A 22258-nucleotide genomic window follows, 5' to 3' on the forward strand; every position below is an offset into this window, starting at 1 on the left:
GTTTTGCTGAGGTAAGTTTGGCTGCGCACAGGCAGCCAAAAGCAATAAGGCTGCAACCGATGATAATTGTTTTAAATTCATGGATATTCCTTCATAGGCCGTCTGAAATCAAACGCTTTTCAGACGGTCTTTTGGTTTTATTTGTGTTTTTGAGTATGCGGTTTGCTGGGCGTTATGCCGAATTTGGACATTGTCTCTTTCAATACTCGGAGATTGCTTCCGCGTTTCAAGCCGTCATTCCAGATTTCTTTGGCCTTGTCTTGGTCGCCAAGCGTCCATAGGACTTCGCCCAAATGTGCGGCGACTTCGGCTTCAGGTTCTTTTTCGTAGGCATATTGGATATACGGCAAAGCTGTTTGTGCATCGCCTTTAAGATAATAAGCCCAGCCTACACTGTCATTAATGGCTGCGCTTTCCGGCTCCATTTGATAGGCCGTCTGAACCATTTTGAATGCCTCGTCCAAATCCTTGCCGTTGGACAACAAGGTATAGCCCAAAGCATTCCAACCGTGCGGATTATCCGGATACAGCTCTACCACACGGCGTAAATCGGCAATCGCCTTGCCTGGCTGATTCAGCTTCTCATAAACCATCGAACGCTGATACAACACATTGGCAAGCAGCTCCGGAGAAGCTTGGGTTTTCAAGGATTTTTCGGTGGAATTTACCAAGCTGTTTAAAGCGTTCAACGATTCTTGAAGATTGGTATTTTTAGACAATACGAACAAAGCCGTACTCAACAAATCCTTAGCTTCAAAATAACGTCCTCTTTGCTCGGGCATTTTTTGTGCGCGTTGTACCAAAGCCCAAGCCTCTTTATGGTTGCCCTGTTTGGCTTCGATGGAAGCGGCCAAAATGGTTTTATCAAATGTATAAGCCGTAGCCGTTACCTTATCCAGCCATTGTTTGGCTTTGGCCAATTCTTCAATATCATTATAAGAAACCGCGCCAATCAACGCCGCACGGCTGCGCTGCTCTTCTGTACCGACTTTATAAGCCTTTTCCAGATAGCTGTTTACCGCAGAAATATTTTCCGTCTTGCTGGCTGACAATAAGGCGGCCTGAATATACAAATCAGGGTTAGGATTTTCTTCCAACAAAGTCTGTAAACGCTTAAAAGCCTTATCATTTTGGCCATGGGCGATCAAATTGGCGATGTCCAATTCCTGCCAAATCGGAGATAAGGTTTTGGTGTCTGTCTCTTTGAAAAAGCCGTCCAGAATATCAGGATGCCGTTGCGCCATCAGACGCAGGGTAACAAAAGTCGGCGGTAGAATTTCGTTGTCCAACTTGGCCAAACGTTGCAATGCGGCAATGGCATGTTTCTTTTGACCGTCTTTTGCACTAAAAATTGCATCTGCAATCGCCGCTTCTGGAAAATCTTTATAATTCAAGGCCGTTTTATGCACCTGTTTGACTGCATCGCTGGTCAGATTCGGCTGTTGGGCTGCGGTTTGCGCCAAAAGCAGGAACACGCGCTTTTGCTCGTCTTCGCTACCGCCGGCAATCACCTTGTCCAATCCGCTCAAATTCTTATCGGCTTTACCCAGCAGCAAATTGCGCAACCAAGTCATACGCTTTTGTGTTTCACCAGGCTCCGGCTCGATTTCGCGCCATTTTTGGTAAATGGCTTCAGCCTGTTCAAACGCGTTTAACGAAACCGCCATCTCCAAAGCACGTTCGGCCACTTCAGGAGATTTGGTGCGATGCAAAGTCAAAATATAAGTAAACAGCGCAGAAGCCGCATCGCCCTTTTGCAAGGCCAGTTCTGAATTTAACAAAGTAAAAACCTGCGAGGTGCGGTTTTGTATACCCAACAGACGTATCCGCTCCTGTTCGCGCTCTTCGGGAGAAAAACGGTCGGCACGGCTTTTCTTTTTAATAATCTTAGCCGATTCAAAAACAGCCTTTGAATCGCCGGGCGCGGCAAAAGTTTGTGTAGCAAACAACATCATGACAGCCGCAGCTGCTACTCGAATACGGGATGGGGAAAACAACATAACTATCCTTTTTGAGAACCTGCCGACATTTTCAGACGGCCTAAGCACTTGCAGAACAGACGCAAAGCTTTATTTATCATTCAGGCATAACTGTAACACACGCACCCTATTTTGTTGACACAGCAACCGTAAACCTTGTGTAATCCTCATCTGCATAAAACCATCAGCATCAAAGATGGATACCGATCAAATTATCCATTTCTTCACTCAAACTTCACACTTCAGCAGCCGTATGCAAGCAGAGCGCAATCAATTATTTACCGCCCACACGGTCAAAGAAGCAGCCGTTTTGGTCGGTATTGTCTTGCATGAAGGAACGTGGCAAATTTTACTGACCAAAAGAGCTGATACCTTAAGGCAGCACACCGGGCAAATCGCCTTTGCCGGCGGCCGCAAAGATGCCCAAGACGACAGCCTAACGGCAACGGCGTTAAGAGAAGCTTATGAAGAAACCGCCATTCCGATTACCGTATGGCAAACTTTTACGCCGCTACCCTTTTATGACACACCTACCGGCTATCGTGTTACGCCTGTTCCGGCAATTTGCATCCAGCCCGTCAACCCCAAAGCCAATCCCGACGAAGTAGCTGAAATTTTTTATCTGCCTTTGGATTTCGCCTTAAACCTGCAAAACTACACATTCCGCCGGCTTCATCACAACAATCAAACCCTCGCCCTCCCCGCCCTGCCTTTCCAACGCTACGACATCTGGGGGCTGACCGCACTCATTCTATACGGACTGGCAGAACGTTATCAGCAATATTGCCAAGCTTTTAAATAAGACAAGGCCGTCTGAAATCAATATTCAGACGGCCTGATTTAATCCATTCTCTTTACGCAGCTTCTTCGAAATATTCGATACCTTCTCCGAACCATTTCATCTCATTGCGCAGGGCGACCACTTCGCCAATCACCATTAAAGCCGGACGCTCCGCTTCGGCAGCCAGCAAGCCCAAATCTTTCAGACGGCCTGTCCGCACGGTTTGATTCGGTAAAGTCCCATTGGAAATCACGGCGACAGGCGTAGAAGGCTGTCTGCCATAAGCCATCAGTTTTTCCGCAATCTCGGTCGCTTTAAGCGTCCCCATATAAATTACCAACGTTTGGCGGCTTAAAGCCAAAGTCTGCCAATCGGGCTGGTTGCCCTCGTGTTTGCTGTGGCCGGTTACAAATAACGCACTTTGCGCACAATCGCGATGGGTTAACGGAATACCGGCATAAGCAGTGGCACCAAGCGCGGCAGTAATGCCCGGCACAATGCGGTAAGCAATTCCGGCATGATGCAGGGTTTGCACTTCCTCCCCGCCGCGCCCGAACACAAAAGGATCGCCGCCTTTCAACCTCACTACGCGCTCGCCTTTTTGAGCGTGTTCAACCAATAGACGGTTGGTTTCTTCCTGCTGGACATGGTGTGCGCCGGCCCGTTTGCCCACGCTGATTTTCACCGCATCTTTACGCACCATCGCCAAAATCTCATCCGACACCAAAGCATCGTAAAACACGGTATCCGCAGCCTGAATCGCCTGCAAAGCATGTATGGTCAGCAAGCCCGGATCGCCCGGCCCTGCCCCCACCAAGACCACTTCGCCGCCAAACGGCGTTTCCCGGTTTAACTGCGTGATCAATTCGCGTTCCGCCGCCTCGATATTGTTTTGAGCCGCAAAAATACCGAAACGGCTGTCAAACAACTTTTCCCAAAAATAACGGCGTTGTTCGACATTATTCAGCGTTTGCTTAACCTTTTCGCGCCATTTACCGGCAATACGCGCCATCGTGCCCGTATGCAGCGGAATCAATGTCTCGATCATCTGCCGCCATTTCCGCGCCAATACAGGCGCAGTACCGCCGCTGGATATGGCTATCTTCAACGGCCCCCTATCCACCACGGCAGGCACGATAAACGAACACAAGTCCGCCGTATCCACCGTATTGCACAATTTCGCCCGTCGTTCCGCCGCTTCAAAAACACGGCGGTTAAACACACCGTCATCCGTCGCCGCAATAACGAAATATACCTCGTCCAACATGGCTTCTTCAAACAAGCCGCCCAGCCAAACTATTTTCCCTTCAGCCGCCCATTGCTGAAACTGCGGATTCAAAGTTTCCGCAACAACACGCACGCGCGCTCCGGCAGACAACAGACTTTCCGCCTTGCGCTCGGCAACCTTACCCGCACCTGCCAGTAAAACAGGGCGGTTTTTCAAATCGGCAAACAAAGGATAATGGCTCATGGTCGTGTTCTTGCTTTATCAATGATTATCCGCCGATATTAAAGGCCGTCTGAAAAAATAGGAAAGAATGGTTTCTGATTTTCTTATGGTGTTTGGTTATATGTCTGAAAAAACCGTCTTTCGAATAACAAAACATTCAGACGGCCTTTTTGAATTTCAATCATAAACCGAATTATTTTAGATATTTGCTATCAAACGGGGAACTTATTTTCCGCTCTTCCTACTAAAAAGTCTTAACAATTATCCATATCAACAACTTAAGTGATATTAATTTGTTAAGGCAATTTCAAAATATAATATTTAGAAGCGAATATACAGCATGACAACTGAAGCAAAAACAGCCCCTTTACCGACTATTCTCTTTAACAAGGCAGCCTATACCAACGGCGATGATGTTATTCTGAACATCTCCAATGCGACAGACAAAATCACCTCTGTTACCGTCAGCCATTTAGGTACAGAAATCCAAAAATTGGATCATCTGAACTCAACCACCGTCAAACTTTCTTCCGATATTTTTTCACCCAATTCAGGCTACGTCGTCAAAGTAGAAACCGTTGACAACACCGGCAACCACACCAGCAAAACACTGGGTTTGTCTGTCGAAGACGACTGGACCATTTTTCCCCGCTATGGCGTAGTGGCGGGATCTAACGATAATTCGGCAGAACGAAACAACTCCATGACCAATGACCAGCTCGCAGGCTATCAAAACAATATCGAGCAACTGGCACAAATGCACATCAACAATTATTTCTTCTATGATGTGTACGACACAACCTCCAATCCATTTCCAAACGTCAACAGCTTCAAGCAAGAATGGGCGACTTGGGCTGTCAACAACGGCCAACCCAACCCTCCCCAAATCGATACCCTACTGATTAAAAACCTCGTGAACAAAATTCACGAAAAAGGCGGCAGTGCCATGCTCTACAATATGCTTAACGCCGCCTCCAATGACGAACTCGATAACCCGGCCATCAAAGACATTTTAAATAATGTCAAACTCTACAATGCCCAAGAGCATTCCAACTTCGGCAAAGCCGGTGCAGAAACCAAAACATCCGTACAACAATTCGTCGATCCTGCCGACAAAAGCTGGCAAAACTATATCGTCAATACCATGATCAAAGCCCTGAAAACAGGCGGCTTCGACGGCTGGCAGGCCGATACCATGGGTGATAACCTCGTTTACAAAATACAAAACGGCCAAAAGACTGAAAACTTCAGAATGTCTGACGGTTATGACGATTTGTCAGCCGCGGCTGCGGAAAAGTTACACGATTACGGTCAAACTTATATGATCAACGACATCAGCACAGGCAGGGCCGATGTCTTATCCACCACCGGCATGGATGTTCCTTACTCAGAAATCTGGCCGCGCGATTTTAAAGATACAGCCGGAAATACCCATTATGAAAACCACAACTATGCCGAGCTTAAACGCTTGGTAGGCCGTCTGTACGATTACAATCACGTTTTCCCGATTATTGCCGCCTATACTCAAAAAGGTACCCACCCGGAAGATCATTCTTCCGAACTCAATCCGGACAACGAATTGCTGGTCGATGCCGTTATCGCAGCGAGTGGCGGCTACCACATGACTGTTGCCGCACTCAACAACCACCCGGATAAAAACGCACATGGTTTTGGTATTTTGCAAGATCCATACTATCCCGCTCAAACGCTCAAAACCAACGAAACCCTAGCCAAATCAGAATTCAACTATCAACAATTCATTACCGCCTATGAGGAGCTGCTTCGCGGCGAAGGCTTGGTTGAACTCAAAGACAGTCATGCCTCCATCGTAGCATCCGACGGCTACGACATGACTTCCACCTCAGGCGAAGGAGGCAAAGTTTATACATGGACCAAGGCCACCGCAGACGGCGGCCGAGTTGTCCAATTAATCAATCTCGCAGGCCTCGACAAAGACACCAATTGGAACAGCTCCAACCACCACACGCTGAATCTCGACAATCCTAAAGTCAGAATCCCGTTTGATATGGAAATCAGCGCAGAACAGGCCGAGCAAGCCATCGTACAACTGGCTTCCCCCGACTCAGACGATATATCCATGCACACATTGGAATCTTCCGTCATCTATGAAAACGGCAAACCGGTGGCACTGGAAGTCACCGTCCCGAGCCTGGATGTCTGGGATATGCTTTATGTCAGCAATTTAGGACAGGCAAGCGTCAGCCAAACCTTTGCCGACGGCAAAACCACATTCAACGGCACCCACGCCGACGACCATATCAAAGGTACTGAAAGCGAAGACATCATCTACGGTAACCGGGGCAATGATGAGATTCACGGCGGCAGCGGCAATGACAAATTGTCCGGCGGCACCGGCGACGACGTCATCAACGGCGATGCCGGCAGCGATATTCTCTACGGAGGCGGTGGCAATGACCATCTGAACGGCGGTTTAGACAATGACACGCTGTATGGCGGCGCCGGTAACGATACTATGTTGGGCGAAGCAGGTAACGATATCCTTCACGGAGGCGCTGGCAACGACACACTGTTTGGCGGCTTAGGGGACGATATATTGCACGGCGAAGCCGGTAACGATACCTATGTATTCAATCGCGGCGAAGGCTATGACACCATTTTCGACCATCACGGCACAAACGCCATCCAATTCGGCGTTGGCATTTCCCTCTCGGATCTGTCGCTCGAAACGGTCAACGAAAAAGACGGCACGACTTGGAACATCACCATTCGTGGCGAAAACAATCACAACGACCTCATCACCATCGACCACCAATATGCCGACATCCATACCGACGCCCAAGGTCAAAAAATCCCCTCAGTCAGCGAATTCCGCTTTGACGAAGGTACGTTCAACATTGACCAGTTAATGCATATTTTGGGTTAACCATTAAAATATCGGGCACCCTAAAGCCGGACTTTCAAAAAGAGTCCGGCTTTTCTTGCCTGCAACGCCACTTCCATTTTTCAGATGGCCTTTGCCTGCGTATAATATCGGTCTAATTTACAACTCAAACGAGCTTAGTCTAGCCATGACCGAATCCATCCGCCTGCCCGCTTCTACACTCAAGCCCTCTACCGTTGCCCTGCCCGGTTCCAAAAGCATCAGCAACCGCACGCTGCTCTTGGCAGCACTCTCCGACAACGTTTGCGAAATCCATTCTTTGCTCAAATCCGACGACACCGACCGAATGCTTGAAGCACTCGACAAACTCGGCGTGCAAATTGAATCTTTACCTGAAGGCCGTCTGAAAGTTCATGGCACCGGCGGCCGCTTTCCCAACCAATCCGCCGATTTGTTTTTAGGCAATGCCGGTACGGCATTCCGTCCCTTGACTGCCACACTTGCCGTTTTGGGCGGCGACTATCATCTGCATGGCGTACCGCGTATGCACGAACGCCCTATCGGCGATTTGGTCGACGCGTTGCGTATTGCCGGAGCGGACGTACAATATTTGGGCAATGAAAACTATCCGCCTCTTCAGATCGGCAAACGCCAAGACAACGGCGAGCGCGTTATTCCAATTAAAGGCAATGTTTCCAGCCAATTCCTGACCGCCCTGCTGATGGCTTTGCCCTTGACGGGACAAGCATTTGAAATCCACATGGTAGGCGAGTTGATTTCCAAACCTTATATTGACATCACGCTCAAGCTGATAGCGCAGTTCGGTGTGGACATCATCAATGAAGACTACCGTGTATTTAAAATCTCGGCCGGTGCCAAATATCATGCGCCCGAGCATTTATATGTAGAAGGCGATGCCTCCAGCGCGTCTTACTTCTTGGGTGCAGGCCTGATTGCCGGTACCCCCATCCGCGTAACCGGTATCGGCGCACACAGCATTCAAGGCGATGTTGCCTTCGCTCGCGAATTGGAGAAAATCGGTGCGGATGTCATTTGGGGCGAAAATTTTGTAGAAATTTCCCGTCCTGCCGAGCGCAAGGTTCAGGCTTTTGATTTAGATGCCAACCATATTCCTGATGCGGCCATGACCTTGGCCATTGTTGCATTGGCCACCAAACGGCCCTGCACCCTGCGCAATATCGGCTCATGGCGCGTCAAAGAAACCGACCGTATCGCTGCCATGGCAACCGAACTGTGCAAACTGGGCGCAGAAGTCGTTGAAGAAGCCGAAGCCATCCATATTACACCGCCCGAAACGCTTACCCCCGATGCCGTCATCGATACTTACGACGACCACCGTATGGCCATGTGTTTCTCGCTGGTTTCGCTTTTGGGCGTCCCCGTCATCATCAACGACCCAAAATGTACGCATAAAACTTTCCCCGAGTATTTCCAAGTTTTTGCATCATTGACCAACTAATTGATTATTCAACATTTCAGACGGCCTGTTGCATACAAAAAACACAGGCCGTCTGAAAAACAAAAATAAAACTATACTTTTTCTTAATTTGTGCGATAATAGCTAAATAAATTCTTAGCGATTCATATTTCCTTTCGGAGAGAAAACATGTCAGACGAAAAAAGCAAAGCCTTAGCCGCCGCCCTTGCCCAAATCGAAAAAAACTTCGGCAAAGGCTCCATCATGAAAATGGACGGCAGCCAACAGGAAGAAAACCTTGATGTTATTTCCACCGGCTCCCTCGGCGTGGACTTGGCGCTCGGCGTCGGCGGCCTGCCCCGCGGCCGTGTGGTTGAAATTTTCGGCCCGGAATCCTCCGGTAAAACCACACTCTGTCTCGAGGCCATTGCCCAATGCCAAAAAAATGGCGGCATTTGCGCATTCATCGATGCCGAGCATGCTTTTGACCCGATTTACGCCCGCAAACTCGGCGTAAAAGTCGAAGAACTCTATCTCTCCCAACCTGATACCGGTGAACAGGCATTGGAAATATGCGATACCTTGGTACGCTCCGGCGGTATCGATATGGTCGTTGTCGACTCCGTAGCCGCACTTGTACCTAAAGCCGAGATCGAAGGCGAAATGGGCGACAGCCACGTCGGCCTGCAAGCCCGCCTGATGAGCCAAGCCCTGCGCAAACTCACCGGCCACATCAAACGCACCAATACATTGGTTGTTTTCATTAACCAAATCCGTATGAAAATCGGCGTGATGTTCGGCAGCCCTGAAACCACAACCGGCGGTAACGCGCTCAAATTCTATGCCTCCGTCCGCCTCGACATCCGCCGTACCGGTCAGATTAAAAAAGGCGATGACGTGATTGGTAACGAAACCAAAGTCAAAGTCATCAAAAACAAAGTTGCGCCTCCATTCCGTCAAGCCGAATTCGATATTCTTTACGGCGAAGGCATCAGCTGGGAAGGCGAATTGATCGACTTGGGCGTCAAACATGACATCGTTGAGAAATCCGGTGCATGGTACAGCTACAACGGCGCAAAAATCGGCCAAGGTAAAGACAATGTACGCGTTTGGCTGAAAGAAAACCCTGATATCGCCAACGAAATCGATGCCAAAATCCGTGCGGCAGTCGGTATCAATGTCGATATTACCGAAGGCAAATTGGACGACACCGACGGCGAACGTCCTGAAGAATAAGTCTGTTTGAAATTAAAGGTTAAAGACCAAATAAAGGCCGTCTGAAATCTGACCATTAATCGGATTTCAGACGGCCTTTATTTAATATAGTTTAGAGTCCTAATGCCTGAGCGTGAAACTCAATATGCGAATCAATAAAGCTGGCAATAAAGAAATAATCATGGCCATAGCCCGGACGGACTTTATATTGGATATTGAAACCTTTCTCTCGTGCTGAGCGGACAAACCCTTCGGGTTGCAGGACTTCAGGGTACAAAGCATCTTCACTACCGACATCAATCAAAACAGGCAATTTAGGCGAGGCCGTCTGAAGCAGTTCTGTACTGTCATAGCGTTTCCATGTTTCCACGTTTTGACCCAAATAAGCTGAAAACGCCTGCCTGCCGCCTTCCGTATCGATTGGATGACATAAAGGCGCAAAGGCAGAAACCGCAACATATCGGCCAGGATGCTTCAAAGCCAAATGCAGCGCGCCATGCCCGCCCATGCTGAAACCTGCAATGCTTCGCTCTTGCGTTACCGGAAAATGATGCTCGATCAAATCAGGCAATTCTTGGCTGATATAGCTTTCCATTTGATAATGCTGCGCCCAAGGTGCTTCAGTTGCATTGACATAAAATCCGGCGCCCTGTCCAAGATAATGCTCTTCACTGTCGGCAACATGCTGACCGCGTGGCGAGGTATCCGGAAAAACCACAATAATATTCCATTGTGCCGCAAAACGTTGGATTCCGCTTTGCCGAACCAATTCAGAACCATCACTATTTAAGCCGGAAAGAAAATATAAAACAGGCGCGGGATAACCTTTTAAGACTTGTGGCGGCAGATAGACATCAAATACCATATCCGTCCGGCAGGTTTGAGAAAAATGGCGGTAGCGTTCCTGATGCCCGTTAAACATCTTTCTGCGTTCCAGCAAATGCAATTCTGAATTTTTCATTTTATTCCTTGTAAGGAAACAACAATAAGCAGAATGTTAGCGCAAAACCCACCCGTCGTGTTGCTCTCCCATCTTTTTAAGGCGACCCAATCTACTTTAATCAAGGCTTGCCAATCATGCGAAATCATTACGCCGACAGCATTTAAAATCTATACACAATCTCTGTGGATAAATCTGTTGATAAGCTTTGGGTAATCGTAAAATTTTCTTTAGGAACAAACCAAATCTTAAATTGACTAAAATTTAATCAAATAAAATTCAATAAAATCAAATAGTTATATTTATAAGATTTTACTATAATCATACAGTGAAAATTTATAGGTAAAACAAGGTTATGCGGCTTTGTGCATAAATTAGGGTTGACATCCCTAAAAATCGCCCCGAATCAAAAGCTGCGTAAAACAACGGCCTATTTCATCAGATGCCATTCAAAAGACACGCGGCCATACATTTTGCGTTACAATACGCACTTATTTTTAAGAAAGAAAAATACGCCATGAAAGCCTCCCAGTTCTTCATTTCCACCCTTAAAGAAGCTCCTGCCGAAGCCGCACTTGCCAGCCACAAGCTGATGATTCGTGCCGGTTTGATCAAAGCCAACGCATCCGGTCTTTATACTTGGATGCCGATGGGTCTGCGCGTATTGCGCAAAGTTGAAAATATCGTGCGCGAAGAAATGGCCCGCGCAGGTAGCGTGGAGCTGCTGATGCCGGTGGTACAACCTGCCGAGCTGTGGCAGGAATCCGGCCGCTGGGAGTTTTACGGTAAAGAACTGCTGCGCCTGAAAGACCGTCATGACCGCGATTTCTGCATGGGTCCGACTTGTGAAGAAGTCATTGCCGACATCGTACGCAAAGAAGTCAACAGCTATAAACAACTGCCGAAAAACTTTTACCACATCCAAACCAAATTCCGCGATGAAGTGCGTCCGCGCTTCGGTGTGATGCGTGCGCGCGAGTTCGTCATGAAAGACGCTTATTCCTTCCATGCCGACTATGCCTCGCTTCAGACGACCTATCAAGATATGTACGACGCTTATTGCCGTATCTTCACCCGTTTGGGTTTGGAATTCCGTCCTGTTGCTGCGGATACCGGCAGCATCGGCGGTACCGGCTCTCACGAATTCCAAGTATTGGCTGAAAGCGGCGAAGACGTTATCGCATACAGCGATACTTCCGATTACGCCGCCAATATCGAGCTGGCACCGACTTTGCCGCTTAAAGGCGAACGCGCCGCCGCTCAGGCCGAATTGACCAAAGTACATACGCCAAACGTCAAAACCATTGAGTCTTTGGTTGAATTCCTCAATATTCCGGTTGAACAAACCCTTAAATCCATCGTAGTCGAAGGCGAAAACGAAGGCGAACTCGTCCTGCTGCTGTTGCGTGGCGACCATGAGTTTAACGATATTAAGGCAGAAAAACTGGCCGGCGTGAAATCACCGCTGACCATGGCAAGCCCTGCCGCAATTGTTGAACAGTTCGGTGCAAACGGCGGCTCTCTCGGCCCTGTCAACTTCAAAGGCAAAGTCTATGCGGATTTCGCCACCGAAAAAGGCGCAGACTGGGTTATCGGCGCGAACGAAGACGACTACCACTATACCGGCTTCAACTTCGGCCGAGATGCTGCCGAGCCTGAATTTGTCGATTTACGCAATGTCATCGAAGGCGATATCAGCCCTGACGAACAAGGCCGTCTGAAACTGGCGCGCGGTATTGAAGTCGGCCATGTCTTCCAATTGCGCGACAAATATACCCAAGCCATGAATGTCAGCTTCTTGGACAATAACGGAAAATCCCAAATCATGGAAATGGGATGCTACGGTATCGGTATTACCCGCGTTGTTGCCGCCGCCATCGAGCAAAACAATGACGAAAAAGGCATTGTTTGGACCAAAGCAATGGCGCCGTTTGAAGTTGTGATCGTGCCGATGAACTACAAAAAATCAGAAGCTGTACGCGAAGCCGCTGACAAAATCTATGCCGAGCTTTTGGCTGCCGGTGCAGATGTATTGTTGGATGACCGCGACGAACGTGCGGGCGTATTGCTGAATGACTCCGAGCTGTTGGGTATTCCTCACCGCATCGTCATCGGCGATCGCGCCTTAAAAGAAGGTAATGTCGAATATGCCGAACGCCGTGACAATCAGGCTCAAGCCGTTGCAGTCTCAGAAGTTGTTACCAAAGTTTTGGCCGCATTGAACGCTTAAGTTTTTTCAATGATAAAAAGGCCGTCTGAAACTGATTATTTCGTTTCAGACGGCCTTTTTCTGTTTTAATAAATAATATTTTTTCCGTAACTCTCTAATATTTCTTTGATTTTTAAAATGGTTTCTTTAGGCGGCGGATGTACGCCTTTTAACTTGTATTCGTCACCGCACAAAGCCCATTTGTGTGCGCCCAATTCGTGATACGGTAAAAGCTCGACCATTTCGACATTATCCATATCACCGATAAACTCGCCCAATAAATGCGCCGACCGCTCATCATCGGTATAACCGGGAACAACCACATAACGCACCCGCATCGGCTGATTGCGTTCGGCAAGATAGCGCGCGAATTTCAGCGTTTTGGTATTGGGAATACCGACGAGCACTTTATGAATTTCAGGATCGATTTGTTTCAAGTCGAGCATGACCAAATTGGTATGATCGAGCAAATCATCCAAAATCGAATCATAGTGCAAAGCATAGCCATTACTGTCGAGACAGGTATGGATATCGTGTTCCCGACAGGCCGTAAACCAATCGCGTACAAACTCATATTGCAATAACGGCTCGCCGCCGGTTGCCGTTACGCCTCCGCCTGTCGCACGCAAATAATGGCGATAGGTCATGACCTGCTTCATCACGGTTGCCACATCCAATTCCTGCGCCTGCTCGGTATGCAAATCCCAAGTATCGCGATTATGGCAATAAAGGCAACGCATCAGACAACCTTGCAAAAAGAGAACATAGCGCAAACCCGGACCATCGACAGCGCCGCAAGATTCAATCGAATGAATAATGCCTTTGCCGTTATAGTGGCGGTGACCAAGATTTTTCAGTTCCGGCTCGGGAGTGATCGCAAAAGTCGTGGACATAGTGTTCGGCTCAAAAATAATTTTGCTGATGTGAATTGTACGATAATAAAGGCCGTCTGAACATTTCAGACGGCCTTGGAGCTTTGTTTCAAAACAAACCAAATGCAAATTTAGCTTTTGGTTTGTTTCTCAACCCGGATTACATGGTTTCAGTGAACGTACGGGTAATCACGTCAAGCTGTTGTTCGCGGGTCAGCGAGTTAAAGCGAACCGCATAGCCGGACACGCGAATGGTCAACTGTGGATATTTCTCCGGATGATGCATCGCATCTTCCAAAGTTTCGCGGTTCAATACGTTGACGTTCAAGTGTTGGCCGCCCTCCACTTCTCCTTCTTCATGGTGGAAATAACCGTCCATCAAACCGGCAAGGTTGCGTTCACGAGAATGCTCATCTTTACCCAACGCGCCGGGAATAATAGAGAAGGTGTAGGAAATACCGTCTTTGGCAAACTCAAATGGCAGTTTGGCTACGGAAGTCAATGAAGCGACTGCACCGTTGACATCGCGGCCGTGCATTGGGTTTGCACCCGGACCAAACGGAGCGCCTGCACGGCGGCCGTCCGGAGTATTACCGGTTTTCTTACCGTAAACAACGTTGGAAGTAATGGTCAACACAGACTGAGTCGGAGTGGCGTTGCGGTAAGTTTTGTGGGTGGCCACTTTTTTCATGAAGCGTTCCACCAAGTCGCAGGCGATGTCGTCCACGCGGTCGTCATTGTTACCGAATTGTGGGTATTCGCCTTCGATTTCGAAGTCGACAGCAATACCGTTTTCGTCGCGAATCGGTTTGACTTTGGCGTACTTAATGGCGGACAGCGAGTCGGCGGCCACAGACAAACCGGCAATACCGCATGCCATAGTGCGTTTCACATCACGGTCATGCAACGCCATCAGCGCGGCTTCGTAGCTGTATTTGTCGTGCATGTAGTGAATAATGTTCAGCGCGGTAACGTATTGGGTTGCCAGCCAATCCATGAATTTGTCCATGCGCTCAAAGACAGTGTCGTAGTCCAAAACTTCGTCCATAATCGGCTCGGTTTTCGGACCAACCTGCTCTTTAGATTTCTCGTCCACCCCGCCGTTGATTGCATACAGCAGGGTTTTTGCCAAGTTGGCGCGTGCGCCGAAGAACTGCATTTGTTTGCCGACCACCATCGGGCTGACGCAGCAGGCAATGGCGTAGTCGTCGCTGTTGAAGTCAGGGCGCATCAAATCGTCGTTTTCGTATTGGATGGACGAAGTATCGATGGATACTTTGGCACAGAATTCTTTAAAGCCTTGCGGCAGTTGTTCTGACCACAATACGGTGATGTTTGGCTCAGGAGACGGACCCATGTTGTACAGGGTGTGCAGCACGCGGAAGTTGGTGCGCGTTACCAAGGTACGGCCATCCAAGCCCATACCGCCGATGGATTCGGTTGCCCAAATCGGGTCGCCGGAGAAGAGTTGGTCGTATTCCGGCGTACGCAGGAAACGAACCATACGCAGTTTCATTACCAAGTGGTCGATAAATTCTTGCGCTTGGGTTTCGGTAATCACACCGTTTTTCAGGTCGCGTTCAATGTAAATATCCAAGAATGAAGATACACGGCCGAAGGACATCGCTGCGCCGTTTTGAGATTTAACGGCGGCAAGGTAGGCGAAGTAAGTCCATTGGATGGCTTCTTGTGCATTTTTTGCAGGGCCGGAAATGTCGTAGCCGTAAGAAGCCGCCATTTCTTTCATTTGACCCAAGGCTTTGTATTGTTCGTTGATTTCTTCGCGACGGCGGATGACTTCTTCCAAGTCCACACCGTTTTCCAAATCGGCTTGCAGTGAGTTGAACTGGTTGAGTTTGTCTTTCATCAAGAAGTCGATACCGTACAATGCCACGCGGCGGTAGTCGCCGATAATACGGCCGCGGCCATAAGCATCCGGCAGGCCGGTAATCACGCCTGATTTACGGCAACGGCGGATGTCGGGCGTATAAACGTCAAACACGCCTTGGTTGTGGGTTTTGCGGTATTTGGTGAAAATTTCGCTGACTTCGGGATTCAATTCGACGTTGTACACTTTGCACGCGTCTTGCACCATTTTCAAACCGCCAAACGGCATGATCGAGCGTTTCAAAGGCTCGTCTGTTTGCAGGCCGACAATAGTTTCCAAATCTTTGTCGATATAGCCTGGAGCATGGCTGGTAATGCCGGAGACGATTTGCGCGTCGATTTTATACGGCTCGTGCGTACGGTTTTCAACCTTGATGCCTTCCATCACTTCCGCCCACAGCTTGGTTGTGGCTTCGGTTGCAGGTGCTAAGAATGAAGCATCACCCTCATATGGCGTGTAGTTTTTTTGAATAAAATCGCGGACATCTACGTTGGTTTCCCAGTTGCCACCGACAAAACCTTCCCAAGCGGCAGGACGTTGCTGAACATCATTTGACATATCAAGCTCCTAATTTTATTGAAAATATAGACTGTAAATTTTCTGAAAGGATAACATCAATACCCATTTATTTACAGGGGTTTTTGTGAAATAAAATTACAGATTTGGTTTTTCTTGATTTACGTCAATGAGAATAATTGTTACTTGGCACTACATCTCACTTTCCAAACATTCGTACTTCAAAACGGCGTAAAATACAAAATTCAGCCCTGAAGGCAGACGTCTTTCAGGGCTGATTTTTTATTGCATTGCATATATAAAGGCCGTCTGAAACATTCAGACGGCCTTTATTCACTTCATCAATTAAGCAAACGGATGGTGCAAAACGATGGTTTCTTCACGGTCAGGACCGGTTGAAACAATGGCCACAGGCGCGCCGCAAACTTCTTCAATACGTTTCAGGTAAGCTTTAGCGTTTTCAGGCAGCTTGTCGTACTCTTTCACGCCGAAAGTCGACTCGCTCCAGCCCGGCATGGTTTCGTAAATCGGTTTGCAGGTTTCCACCGCGTCAGAGCCGCAAGGCAGAATGTCGGTTTTGCTGCCATCAGGCAATTCATAGCCTACGCAGATATTGATGTTTTCAATACCGTCCATCACGTCCAGCTTGGTAATGCACATGCCGGAAATACCGTTAACTTGAATGGAGCGTTTCAACGCAGCCGCGTCAAACCAACCGCAACGACGCGCACGACCGGTTACGGAGCCGAACTCATGACCGCGCTCAGCCAATCCCGCGCCCACTTCATCAAACAATTCAGTCGGGAATGGGCCGGAACCCACGCGGGTCGTATAGGCTTTAACAATACCCAAAACGTAATCCAGCATTTGCGGACCTACGCCTGCACCGGCAGAAGCAGCACCTGCCAGGCAGTTGGACGAAGTTACAAACGGATAAGTACCGTAGTCGATGTCCAGCAACGTACCTTGTGCGCCTTCAAACAACAGGCTTTCGCCTTTGCGGTTTTTCTCGTTCAAAACACGGGAAACATCGGTAATCATCGGTGTAATGCGCGGCGCAACTTTTTCGATGACCGCCATCACGTCTTCAAGTTTTACCGGCTCGGCATGGTGCAGGTGTTGCAGCTGGACATTGTAATAGGCCAAAACAGCTTCCAGTTTTTCAACCAGTTTTTCAGGATGCAACAAGTCCACCACGCGAATCGCACGACGGGCAACTTTATCTTCATAAGCCGGGCCGATGCCGCGGCCGGTTGTACCAATCTTGCTTTTACCGCGTGAAGCTTCGCGTGCTTGATCAAGCGCAATGTGGTAAGGCAGAATCAATGGGCAGGTCGGCGCAATTTTCAGACGGCCTTCAACGTTTTTCACACCGGCGGCTTTCAATTCGTCGATTTCACCCAACAATGCTTCAGGAGAAACCACGACACCCGAACCGATGAAGCAGTCTAAAGTCTCATGCAAAATGCCGCTTGGAATCAGGCGCAAAATGGTTTTTTTGCCGCCGACGACCAAAGTATGGCCGGCATTGTGGCCGCCTTGGAAACGTACAACACCGCTGGTTTCTTCCGCCAGCCAGTCAACAATCTTACCTTTGCCTTCATCACCCCATTGGGCACCGATTACGACAACATTTTTAGCCATAGCTATCTAACCTTATTTCAGATACAAAATTTCAAAATAAAACTCAATCGTTCAAATCGATTACTTTCCAAACGCCGTCCACTTGTTTCAGACGGCCTGTAACCTCTTCCGAACCGTTGTAGCCGATACCGTAATCGATAACGACACATTGTCCTTGTTCGCGCAAAGCATCTACCGCTTCTTGAACCGCAGGCATGTCTTTGATATCGACCGCCACCACGGACTCCCGTCCGATAGCGGGAAGGCGGCCGATAAAGCTGCGCAAATCAAAACTGAATCCGGCAGCAGGGCGCGCGCGTCCGAAGTATCCGCCCAATCCGTCATAACGGCCGCCGCGTGCCACGGCATCATAAAGATTTGAACCATAGGCCGCGTAAAGCAAGCCGGTATGGTAATTGTCAACGCGCAATTCCGACAAATCGATATGCACTTTTTGATTTGGGAACGCATCGCATACAGCCTGCAATTCATCCAGCGCCGCACTGACTGCGGATAATTCCGGTAATTTCTCACGGGCCAAAGTCAGCACTTCGCGACCGCCGTACAGTCGGGGCAACAGTGAAAACGCTTTTGCCCACATGCCGTCGAGTTTCCATTCTTTGACCAACTGGCTGACAGCTTCGGCATCTTTGTCCTGCATCAATGACAACAGGGTTGCCGATTGCTGCTCATCCAAATGCGCAGCATTCGCCAATGCGCGGAATACGCCGATATGACCCAATGAAAGCAAAACTTCGCCCATGTCGGCAATTTTCATGCTTTTCAGCATCAAATCAATCAATTCGATGTCTGCTTCAATGCCTTCCAAGCCGTACATTTCCGCACCGGCCTGCAAAGGCTCGCGCATATTGAGCAATCCGTCAGGCCGCGCATGAAGCACCGAACCGGCATAGCACAAACGGTTGATGCCTTGATTGGCGGAAAGCAAGTGGGCATCAATGCGCGCCACCTGCGGCGTAATATCCGCGCGGATACCGAGCTGGCGGCCGCTGAGCTGATCGACGACCAAAATGGTTTTCAAAGACAAACCGGCATCGATATGCGTCAATAAGGAATGGCTGTATTCCATCAACGGCGGCTGTACCAATTCGTAACCATGCACGCGGAACAAAGCCAACAGCCGCTCACGGGCGCTTTCCAATTGTCGCGCATTGGTCGGCAATACGTCGGCGACGTGTTCAGGAAGCTGCCAAGACTTCATGAGAATCTACCTCTGTTTTTTTGTAAACATAAAGGGCTGCTTAAATTTAAAACCAAATCAGCCTGACGACTGAAATTTTCCTGAATGCATCAACGGCAAATCCGATGCGGCTTCAACAAAACTGATTTTAAATTTAAACAGCCCCTGAGTAACGGCTTCAAACCGTCGAGTTATTAAAATCAGACTTTACCATATTAAAACGAATTTTGCACCCTGTTTACAGAGAACGTAAAAAACATTAAAAACAAAGGCCGTCTGAAAACCAAATGCATAGCTGCATCATTTTCAGACGGCCTTATTCATGCCTGAACAACTCGACGCTTAGCGCCAGTAACGCCACCAAGGCATATCGTCAGATCGCCATTCGTGTTGCAAGAACGGGCTTTGTGGGAAGTTGGTTTCCAAAACGCGGCGTGTATCGGCAGCAAGTTGCGGCTTATCCAGTTTTTTGTACGCCAATTCCATCATCGCCAAAGCTTCTTCGACGTAACGGGTATTTTGGTAGCGGCTGACGATTTTTTGCGCACGGTTGACCGCTGCAACATAAGCACCGCGTTTCATGTAATAACGCGCCACAGACATCTCGTTACCGCCCAAAGCGTCCACCAGCTTGGCCATACGCTCGGTTGCATCGGCAGCGTATTTGCTGTTTGGATAACGTTGCACCAGCTCGGCAAACGCCTGGTAAGCATCGCGGTTGGCTTTCGGGTCGCGGTCGGACCAGTCTTGGGAAGCCAGCTTGTTCAAGAAAGACTGGTCTTCGTTAAACAGGACCAAACCTTTCAAGTACAGCGCGTAGTCCATATTCGGATGTTGCGGATGATGGCGTTGGAAGCGCGCAATGGCAGCCAAGGCTTTTTCCGGCTCATCGTCTTTATAATAGGCATACGCCGTATCCAACTGGGACTGCTGGGCATAGCGGCCGTTTGGAAAACGGGATTCTAAAATTTCGTATAACTTGACAGCTCGCGTATAATTGTTGCTGTTCAACTCGTCTTGCGCTTCGGCATAAAGCTTTTCCACACTCCAATCTTGAGTAATTTGGGCGTCTTTATCGATTGTGCCTTTATTTGCGCAGGCACTCAGTGCCAAACCTAAAGAAACTACTAAAAGAATTTTTTTCATGCAGAATACTTCCTTTGATAACGAAGCCGATTATAGCGATGATTTAGACTTTCCGTCATCCCCCGAAACAGAAAGTTGTGTTAATTTGACCGTTCCGCTCGAAATGGCGGGCGGAAGGCTGGATGCCGTATTGGCCAAACTCATGCCCGACTACTCGCGCAGCCGCCTGAGTTCGTGGATTAAAGAGGGTGCAGTCATTGTAAACGATAAGCCCGCTCAACCCAAAGACAAAATGATAGGCGGTGAATTGATTGCCGTTACGGTACGTCCGAGCGAAGAAAACCTCGCGTTCACGCCCGAACCGATGGATTTGGATATCATTTATGAAGACGATACCGTCATCGTCATCAACAAACCGGCCGGATTGGTCGTCCATCCTGCTGCAGGCAACTGGAGCGGCACCCTGCTCAACGGCCTGCTGGCGCACTGTCCTGAATTAAGCCAAGTGCCGCGTGCGGGCATCGTACACCGTTTGGACAAAGAAACCAGCGGCCTGATGGTGGTCGCCAAGACCCTGCCGGCGCAAAACTCACTGGTTCAACAGCTTCAAGAGCGCACAGTCAAACGCATTTACCGCGCAATCGCCAACGGCATCGTTCCTTTTGACGGCAAAATCGAAACCCAAATCGGCCGCGATCCGCACAACCGCCTGAAAATGGCAGTCGTCAAATTCGGCGGCAAACCTGCCATCACCCACGTCAAAGTGTTGGAACGTTATCTGGCACACAGCTACATCGAATGCTCGCTAGAAACCGGCCGCACGCACCAAATCCGCGTCCATATGCGCGAAGCCAACCATCCGCTGGCCGCCGACCCTGTTTACGGCAACCTGCGCCACCCGTGCAGCGACGCGGTTAAAGAAGCCGTCAAAGCCCTCGGCGCGCGCCAAGCCCTGCATGCCTACCGCTTGAGCTTTGTCCATCCGAAAACCGGCGAAACCGTTTCTTTTGAAGCACCTATACCTGACGATATGTACCACCTGCTTTCCGTCCTGCGTTTGGAAGCCGGTTTGGATTCGTCTTTAAGTAATGAGGAAGAATGGCAGGAGAAATTCGGCACGGACGATGACGACGATTGGAATGAAGACGACTACGATGTCGAAGTCGTTTATGTAAGGGATTAAACCCATTTTTCAGACGGCCTAAAATATTATTTGAGGCCGTCTGAAATCAATCCGTTCCAATATTTCAGCGATTAAAGATTTTATGAAAACCATCACAGAAACCCTAAACCTCGCCCCGCAAGGCAAGAATTTTTTGACTGCCGACTGGCCTGCCCCTGCCAATGTTAAAACGCTTATTACCACGCGCAACGGCGGTGTCAGCGAAGGTGTATATCGCAGCCTGAATGTCGGTTCGCACGTCGGCGACAATCTGCAAGCCGTGCTCCGCAACCGTGAAATCGTGCAGGAACAAGTCGGTCTGCCTGTTGCCTACCTTAATCAAATCCACAGCACCATTGTTGTAAATGCCGCTGAAGCATTAGGCAATACGCCTGATGCCGATGCCTCGGTGGATACGACGGGGACGGTCGCCTGCGCTTCAATGACTGCCGATTGCCTGCCTGTCTTGTTTTGCGACAAAGCAGGGACGGTGGTTGCTGCAGCCCATGCGGGTTGGCGCGGTTTGGCCGGCGGCGTTTTGCAAAACACCATTGCGGCAATGAAGGTCGAGCCGTTGGAAATCATGGCCTATCTCGCCCCTGCCATCGGCCCTGATGCGTTTGAGGTAGGGCAAGATGTATTTGATGCGTTTTGCACACCCATGCCGGAAGCTGCCGATGCGTTTGAAGACATCGGCGGCGGCAAATACCTTGCAGACATTTACGCTTTGGCGCGCATAGTTCTGCACCGCGAAGGCGTGAACATGATTTATGGCGGCACCCATTGCACCGTTTTGGAACGCGATACTTTCTTCTCCTACCGCCGCGACGGACAAACCGGCCGCATGGTCAGCCTGATCTGGTTGGAAAAATAAGATTTATGCCATCAAAGACAAGGCCGTCTGAAATACTTTCCGTTTACGGTTTCAGACGGCCTAAACATTATTCGTTATAATCCGACGATACCGTAACCGGTTTCAACGAAGGAATATCCAATGAAAAAAATCCTATTGCCTGCACTCGCCCTATTGCTTGC

General features: G+C 49.0%; 15 protein-coding genes. 7 read left to right on the top strand and 8 right to left on the bottom strand.

Annotation, left to right across the window (positions count from 1 at the left end; all coding sequences use genetic code 11):
* Nucleotides 1-137 precede the first annotated feature (137 nt).
* Complete coding sequence (locus tag ACTHUT_RS05330; protein WP_440385819.1) at nt 138-2000, bottom strand: tetratricopeptide repeat protein; 1863 nt, start codon at nt 1998-2000, stop codon at nt 138-140.
* 175 nt (nt 2001-2175) lie between these two features.
* On the opposite strand from ACTHUT_RS05330, the gene ACTHUT_RS05335 reads away from it, so the two are divergent.
* Entirely contained in the window at nt 2176-2781 is a 606-nt protein-coding gene (locus ACTHUT_RS05335; RefSeq protein WP_440385818.1) for a CoA pyrophosphatase, read from the top strand.
* A gap of 52 nt (nt 2782-2833) precedes the next feature.
* Here ACTHUT_RS05335 and cysG read toward each other — a convergent pair whose 3' ends face one another.
* Nucleotides 2834-4231 (bottom strand): siroheme synthase CysG, encoded by a 1398-nt coding sequence (cysG, locus tag ACTHUT_RS05340; protein ID WP_440385817.1) that lies wholly within the window; start codon nt 4229-4231, stop codon nt 2834-2836.
* 319 nt (nt 4232-4550) lie between these two features.
* Here cysG and ACTHUT_RS05345 point away from each other — a divergent pair, with 319 nt between their 5' ends.
* From ACTHUT_RS05345 to recA, 3 genes are all read left to right on the top strand, one after another.
* Complete coding sequence (locus tag ACTHUT_RS05345; protein WP_440385816.1) at nt 4551-7115, top strand: glycoside hydrolase family 66 protein; 2565 nt, start codon at nt 4551-4553, stop codon at nt 7113-7115.
* Between the two features lie 145 nt (nt 7116-7260).
* A complete protein-coding gene (gene aroA, locus ACTHUT_RS05350; protein ID WP_440385815.1) occupies nt 7261-8553 on the top strand; it encodes a 3-phosphoshikimate 1-carboxyvinyltransferase in 1293 nt (430 codons plus the stop codon).
* 147 nt (nt 8554-8700) lie between these two features.
* The gene (gene recA / locus ACTHUT_RS05355) at nt 8701-9747 is read left to right on the top strand and encodes a recombinase RecA (RefSeq protein WP_003680794.1); all 1047 of its coding nucleotides are present in this window, start codon (nt 8701-8703) and stop codon (nt 9745-9747) included.
* A 91-nt stretch (nt 9748-9838) separates the two neighbouring features.
* On the opposite strand, the gene fghA is transcribed toward recA, so the two are convergent.
* Nucleotides 9839-10687: an S-formylglutathione hydrolase gene (gene fghA / locus ACTHUT_RS05360; protein WP_440385814.1), complete on the bottom strand. Its 849-nt coding sequence runs from the start codon at nt 10685-10687 to the stop codon at nt 9839-9841.
* A gap of 496 nt (nt 10688-11183) precedes the next feature.
* Between fghA and ACTHUT_RS05365 the strand changes: the two genes are divergently transcribed.
* Nucleotides 11184-12896, top strand: a complete 1713-nt coding sequence (locus ACTHUT_RS05365) for a proline--tRNA ligase (protein WP_440385813.1) — start codon at nt 11184-11186, stop codon at nt 12894-12896.
* Nucleotides 12897-12961: 65 nt separating this feature from the next.
* Here the strand turns inward: ACTHUT_RS05365 and pflA are convergent, their stop codons facing one another.
* From pflA to ACTHUT_RS05390, 5 genes are all read right to left on the bottom strand, one after another.
* On the bottom strand, nt 12962-13768 hold the full coding sequence (gene pflA, locus ACTHUT_RS05370; protein ID WP_440385812.1) for a pyruvate formate lyase 1-activating protein: 807 nt from the start codon (nt 13766-13768) through the stop codon (nt 12962-12964).
* Between the two features lie 139 nt (nt 13769-13907).
* Nucleotides 13908-16193 (bottom strand): formate C-acetyltransferase, encoded by a 2286-nt coding sequence (gene pflB / locus ACTHUT_RS05375; protein WP_049348204.1) that lies wholly within the window; start codon nt 16191-16193, stop codon nt 13908-13910.
* Nucleotides 16194-16496: 303 nt separating this feature from the next.
* Entirely contained in the window at nt 16497-17795 is a 1299-nt protein-coding gene (locus tag ACTHUT_RS05380; protein ID WP_440385811.1) for an adenylosuccinate synthase, read from the bottom strand.
* 43 nt (nt 17796-17838) lie between these two features.
* The gene (locus tag ACTHUT_RS05385) at nt 17839-18996 is read right to left on the bottom strand and encodes an ATP phosphoribosyltransferase regulatory subunit (protein WP_440385810.1); all 1158 of its coding nucleotides are present in this window, start codon (nt 18994-18996) and stop codon (nt 17839-17841) included.
* A 321-nt stretch (nt 18997-19317) separates the two neighbouring features.
* The gene (locus tag ACTHUT_RS05390) at nt 19318-20121 is read right to left on the bottom strand and encodes an outer membrane protein assembly factor BamD (RefSeq protein ID WP_049328486.1); all 804 of its coding nucleotides are present in this window, start codon (nt 20119-20121) and stop codon (nt 19318-19320) included.
* Between ACTHUT_RS05390 and rluD the strand changes: the two genes are divergently transcribed.
* Together rluD and pgeF are read left to right on the top strand one after the other, a co-directional pair.
* Complete coding sequence (rluD, locus tag ACTHUT_RS05395) at nt 20120-21244, top strand: 23S rRNA pseudouridine(1911/1915/1917) synthase RluD (protein ID WP_070822062.1); 1125 nt, start codon at nt 20120-20122, stop codon at nt 21242-21244. The genes ACTHUT_RS05390 and rluD overlap by 2 nt on opposite strands.
* A gap of 82 nt (nt 21245-21326) precedes the next feature.
* Nucleotides 21327-22097: a peptidoglycan editing factor PgeF gene (gene pgeF / locus ACTHUT_RS05400; RefSeq protein ID WP_440385809.1), complete on the top strand. Its 771-nt coding sequence runs from the start codon at nt 21327-21329 to the stop codon at nt 22095-22097.
* Nucleotides 22098-22258 lie beyond the last annotated feature (161 nt).

It is taken from the genome of Neisseria sp. P0022.S010, assembly GCF_051956635.1.

Coding starts and splice junctions, on each gene's coding strand:
- ACTHUT_RS05365 (WP_440385813.1), top strand. CDS start 11,184: ATGAAAGCCTCCCAGTTCTTCATTTCCACCCTTAAAGAAGCTCCTGCC.
- pflA (WP_440385812.1), bottom strand. CDS start 13,768: ATGTCCACGACTTTTGCGATCACTCCCGAGCCGGAACTGAAAAATCTT.
- rluD (WP_070822062.1), top strand. CDS start 20,120: ATGCAGAATACTTCCTTTGATAACGAAGCCGATTATAGCGATGATTTA.
- pflB (WP_049348204.1), bottom strand. CDS start 16,193: ATGTCAAATGATGTTCAGCAACGTCCTGCCGCTTGGGAAGGTTTTGTC.
- ACTHUT_RS05330 (WP_440385819.1), bottom strand. CDS start 2,000: ATGTTGTTTTCCCCATCCCGTATTCGAGTAGCAGCTGCGGCTGTCATG.
- ACTHUT_RS05345 (WP_440385816.1), top strand. CDS start 4,551: ATGACAACTGAAGCAAAAACAGCCCCTTTACCGACTATTCTCTTTAAC.
- cysG (WP_440385817.1), bottom strand. CDS start 4,231: ATGAGCCATTATCCTTTGTTTGCCGATTTGAAAAACCGCCCTGTTTTA.
- ACTHUT_RS05385 (WP_440385810.1), bottom strand. CDS start 18,996: ATGAAGTCTTGGCAGCTTCCTGAACACGTCGCCGACGTATTGCCGACC.
- pgeF (WP_440385809.1), top strand. CDS start 21,327: ATGAAAACCATCACAGAAACCCTAAACCTCGCCCCGCAAGGCAAGAAT.
- ACTHUT_RS05390 (WP_049328486.1), bottom strand. CDS start 20,121: ATGAAAAAAATTCTTTTAGTAGTTTCTTTAGGTTTGGCACTGAGTGCC.
- ACTHUT_RS05380 (WP_440385811.1), bottom strand. CDS start 17,795: ATGGCTAAAAATGTTGTCGTAATCGGTGCCCAATGGGGTGATGAAGGC.
- recA (WP_003680794.1), top strand. CDS start 8,701: ATGTCAGACGAAAAAAGCAAAGCCTTAGCCGCCGCCCTTGCCCAAATC.
- aroA (WP_440385815.1), top strand. CDS start 7,261: ATGACCGAATCCATCCGCCTGCCCGCTTCTACACTCAAGCCCTCTACC.
- ACTHUT_RS05335 (WP_440385818.1), top strand. CDS start 2,176: ATGGATACCGATCAAATTATCCATTTCTTCACTCAAACTTCACACTTC.
- fghA (WP_440385814.1), bottom strand. CDS start 10,687: ATGAAAAATTCAGAATTGCATTTGCTGGAACGCAGAAAGATGTTTAAC.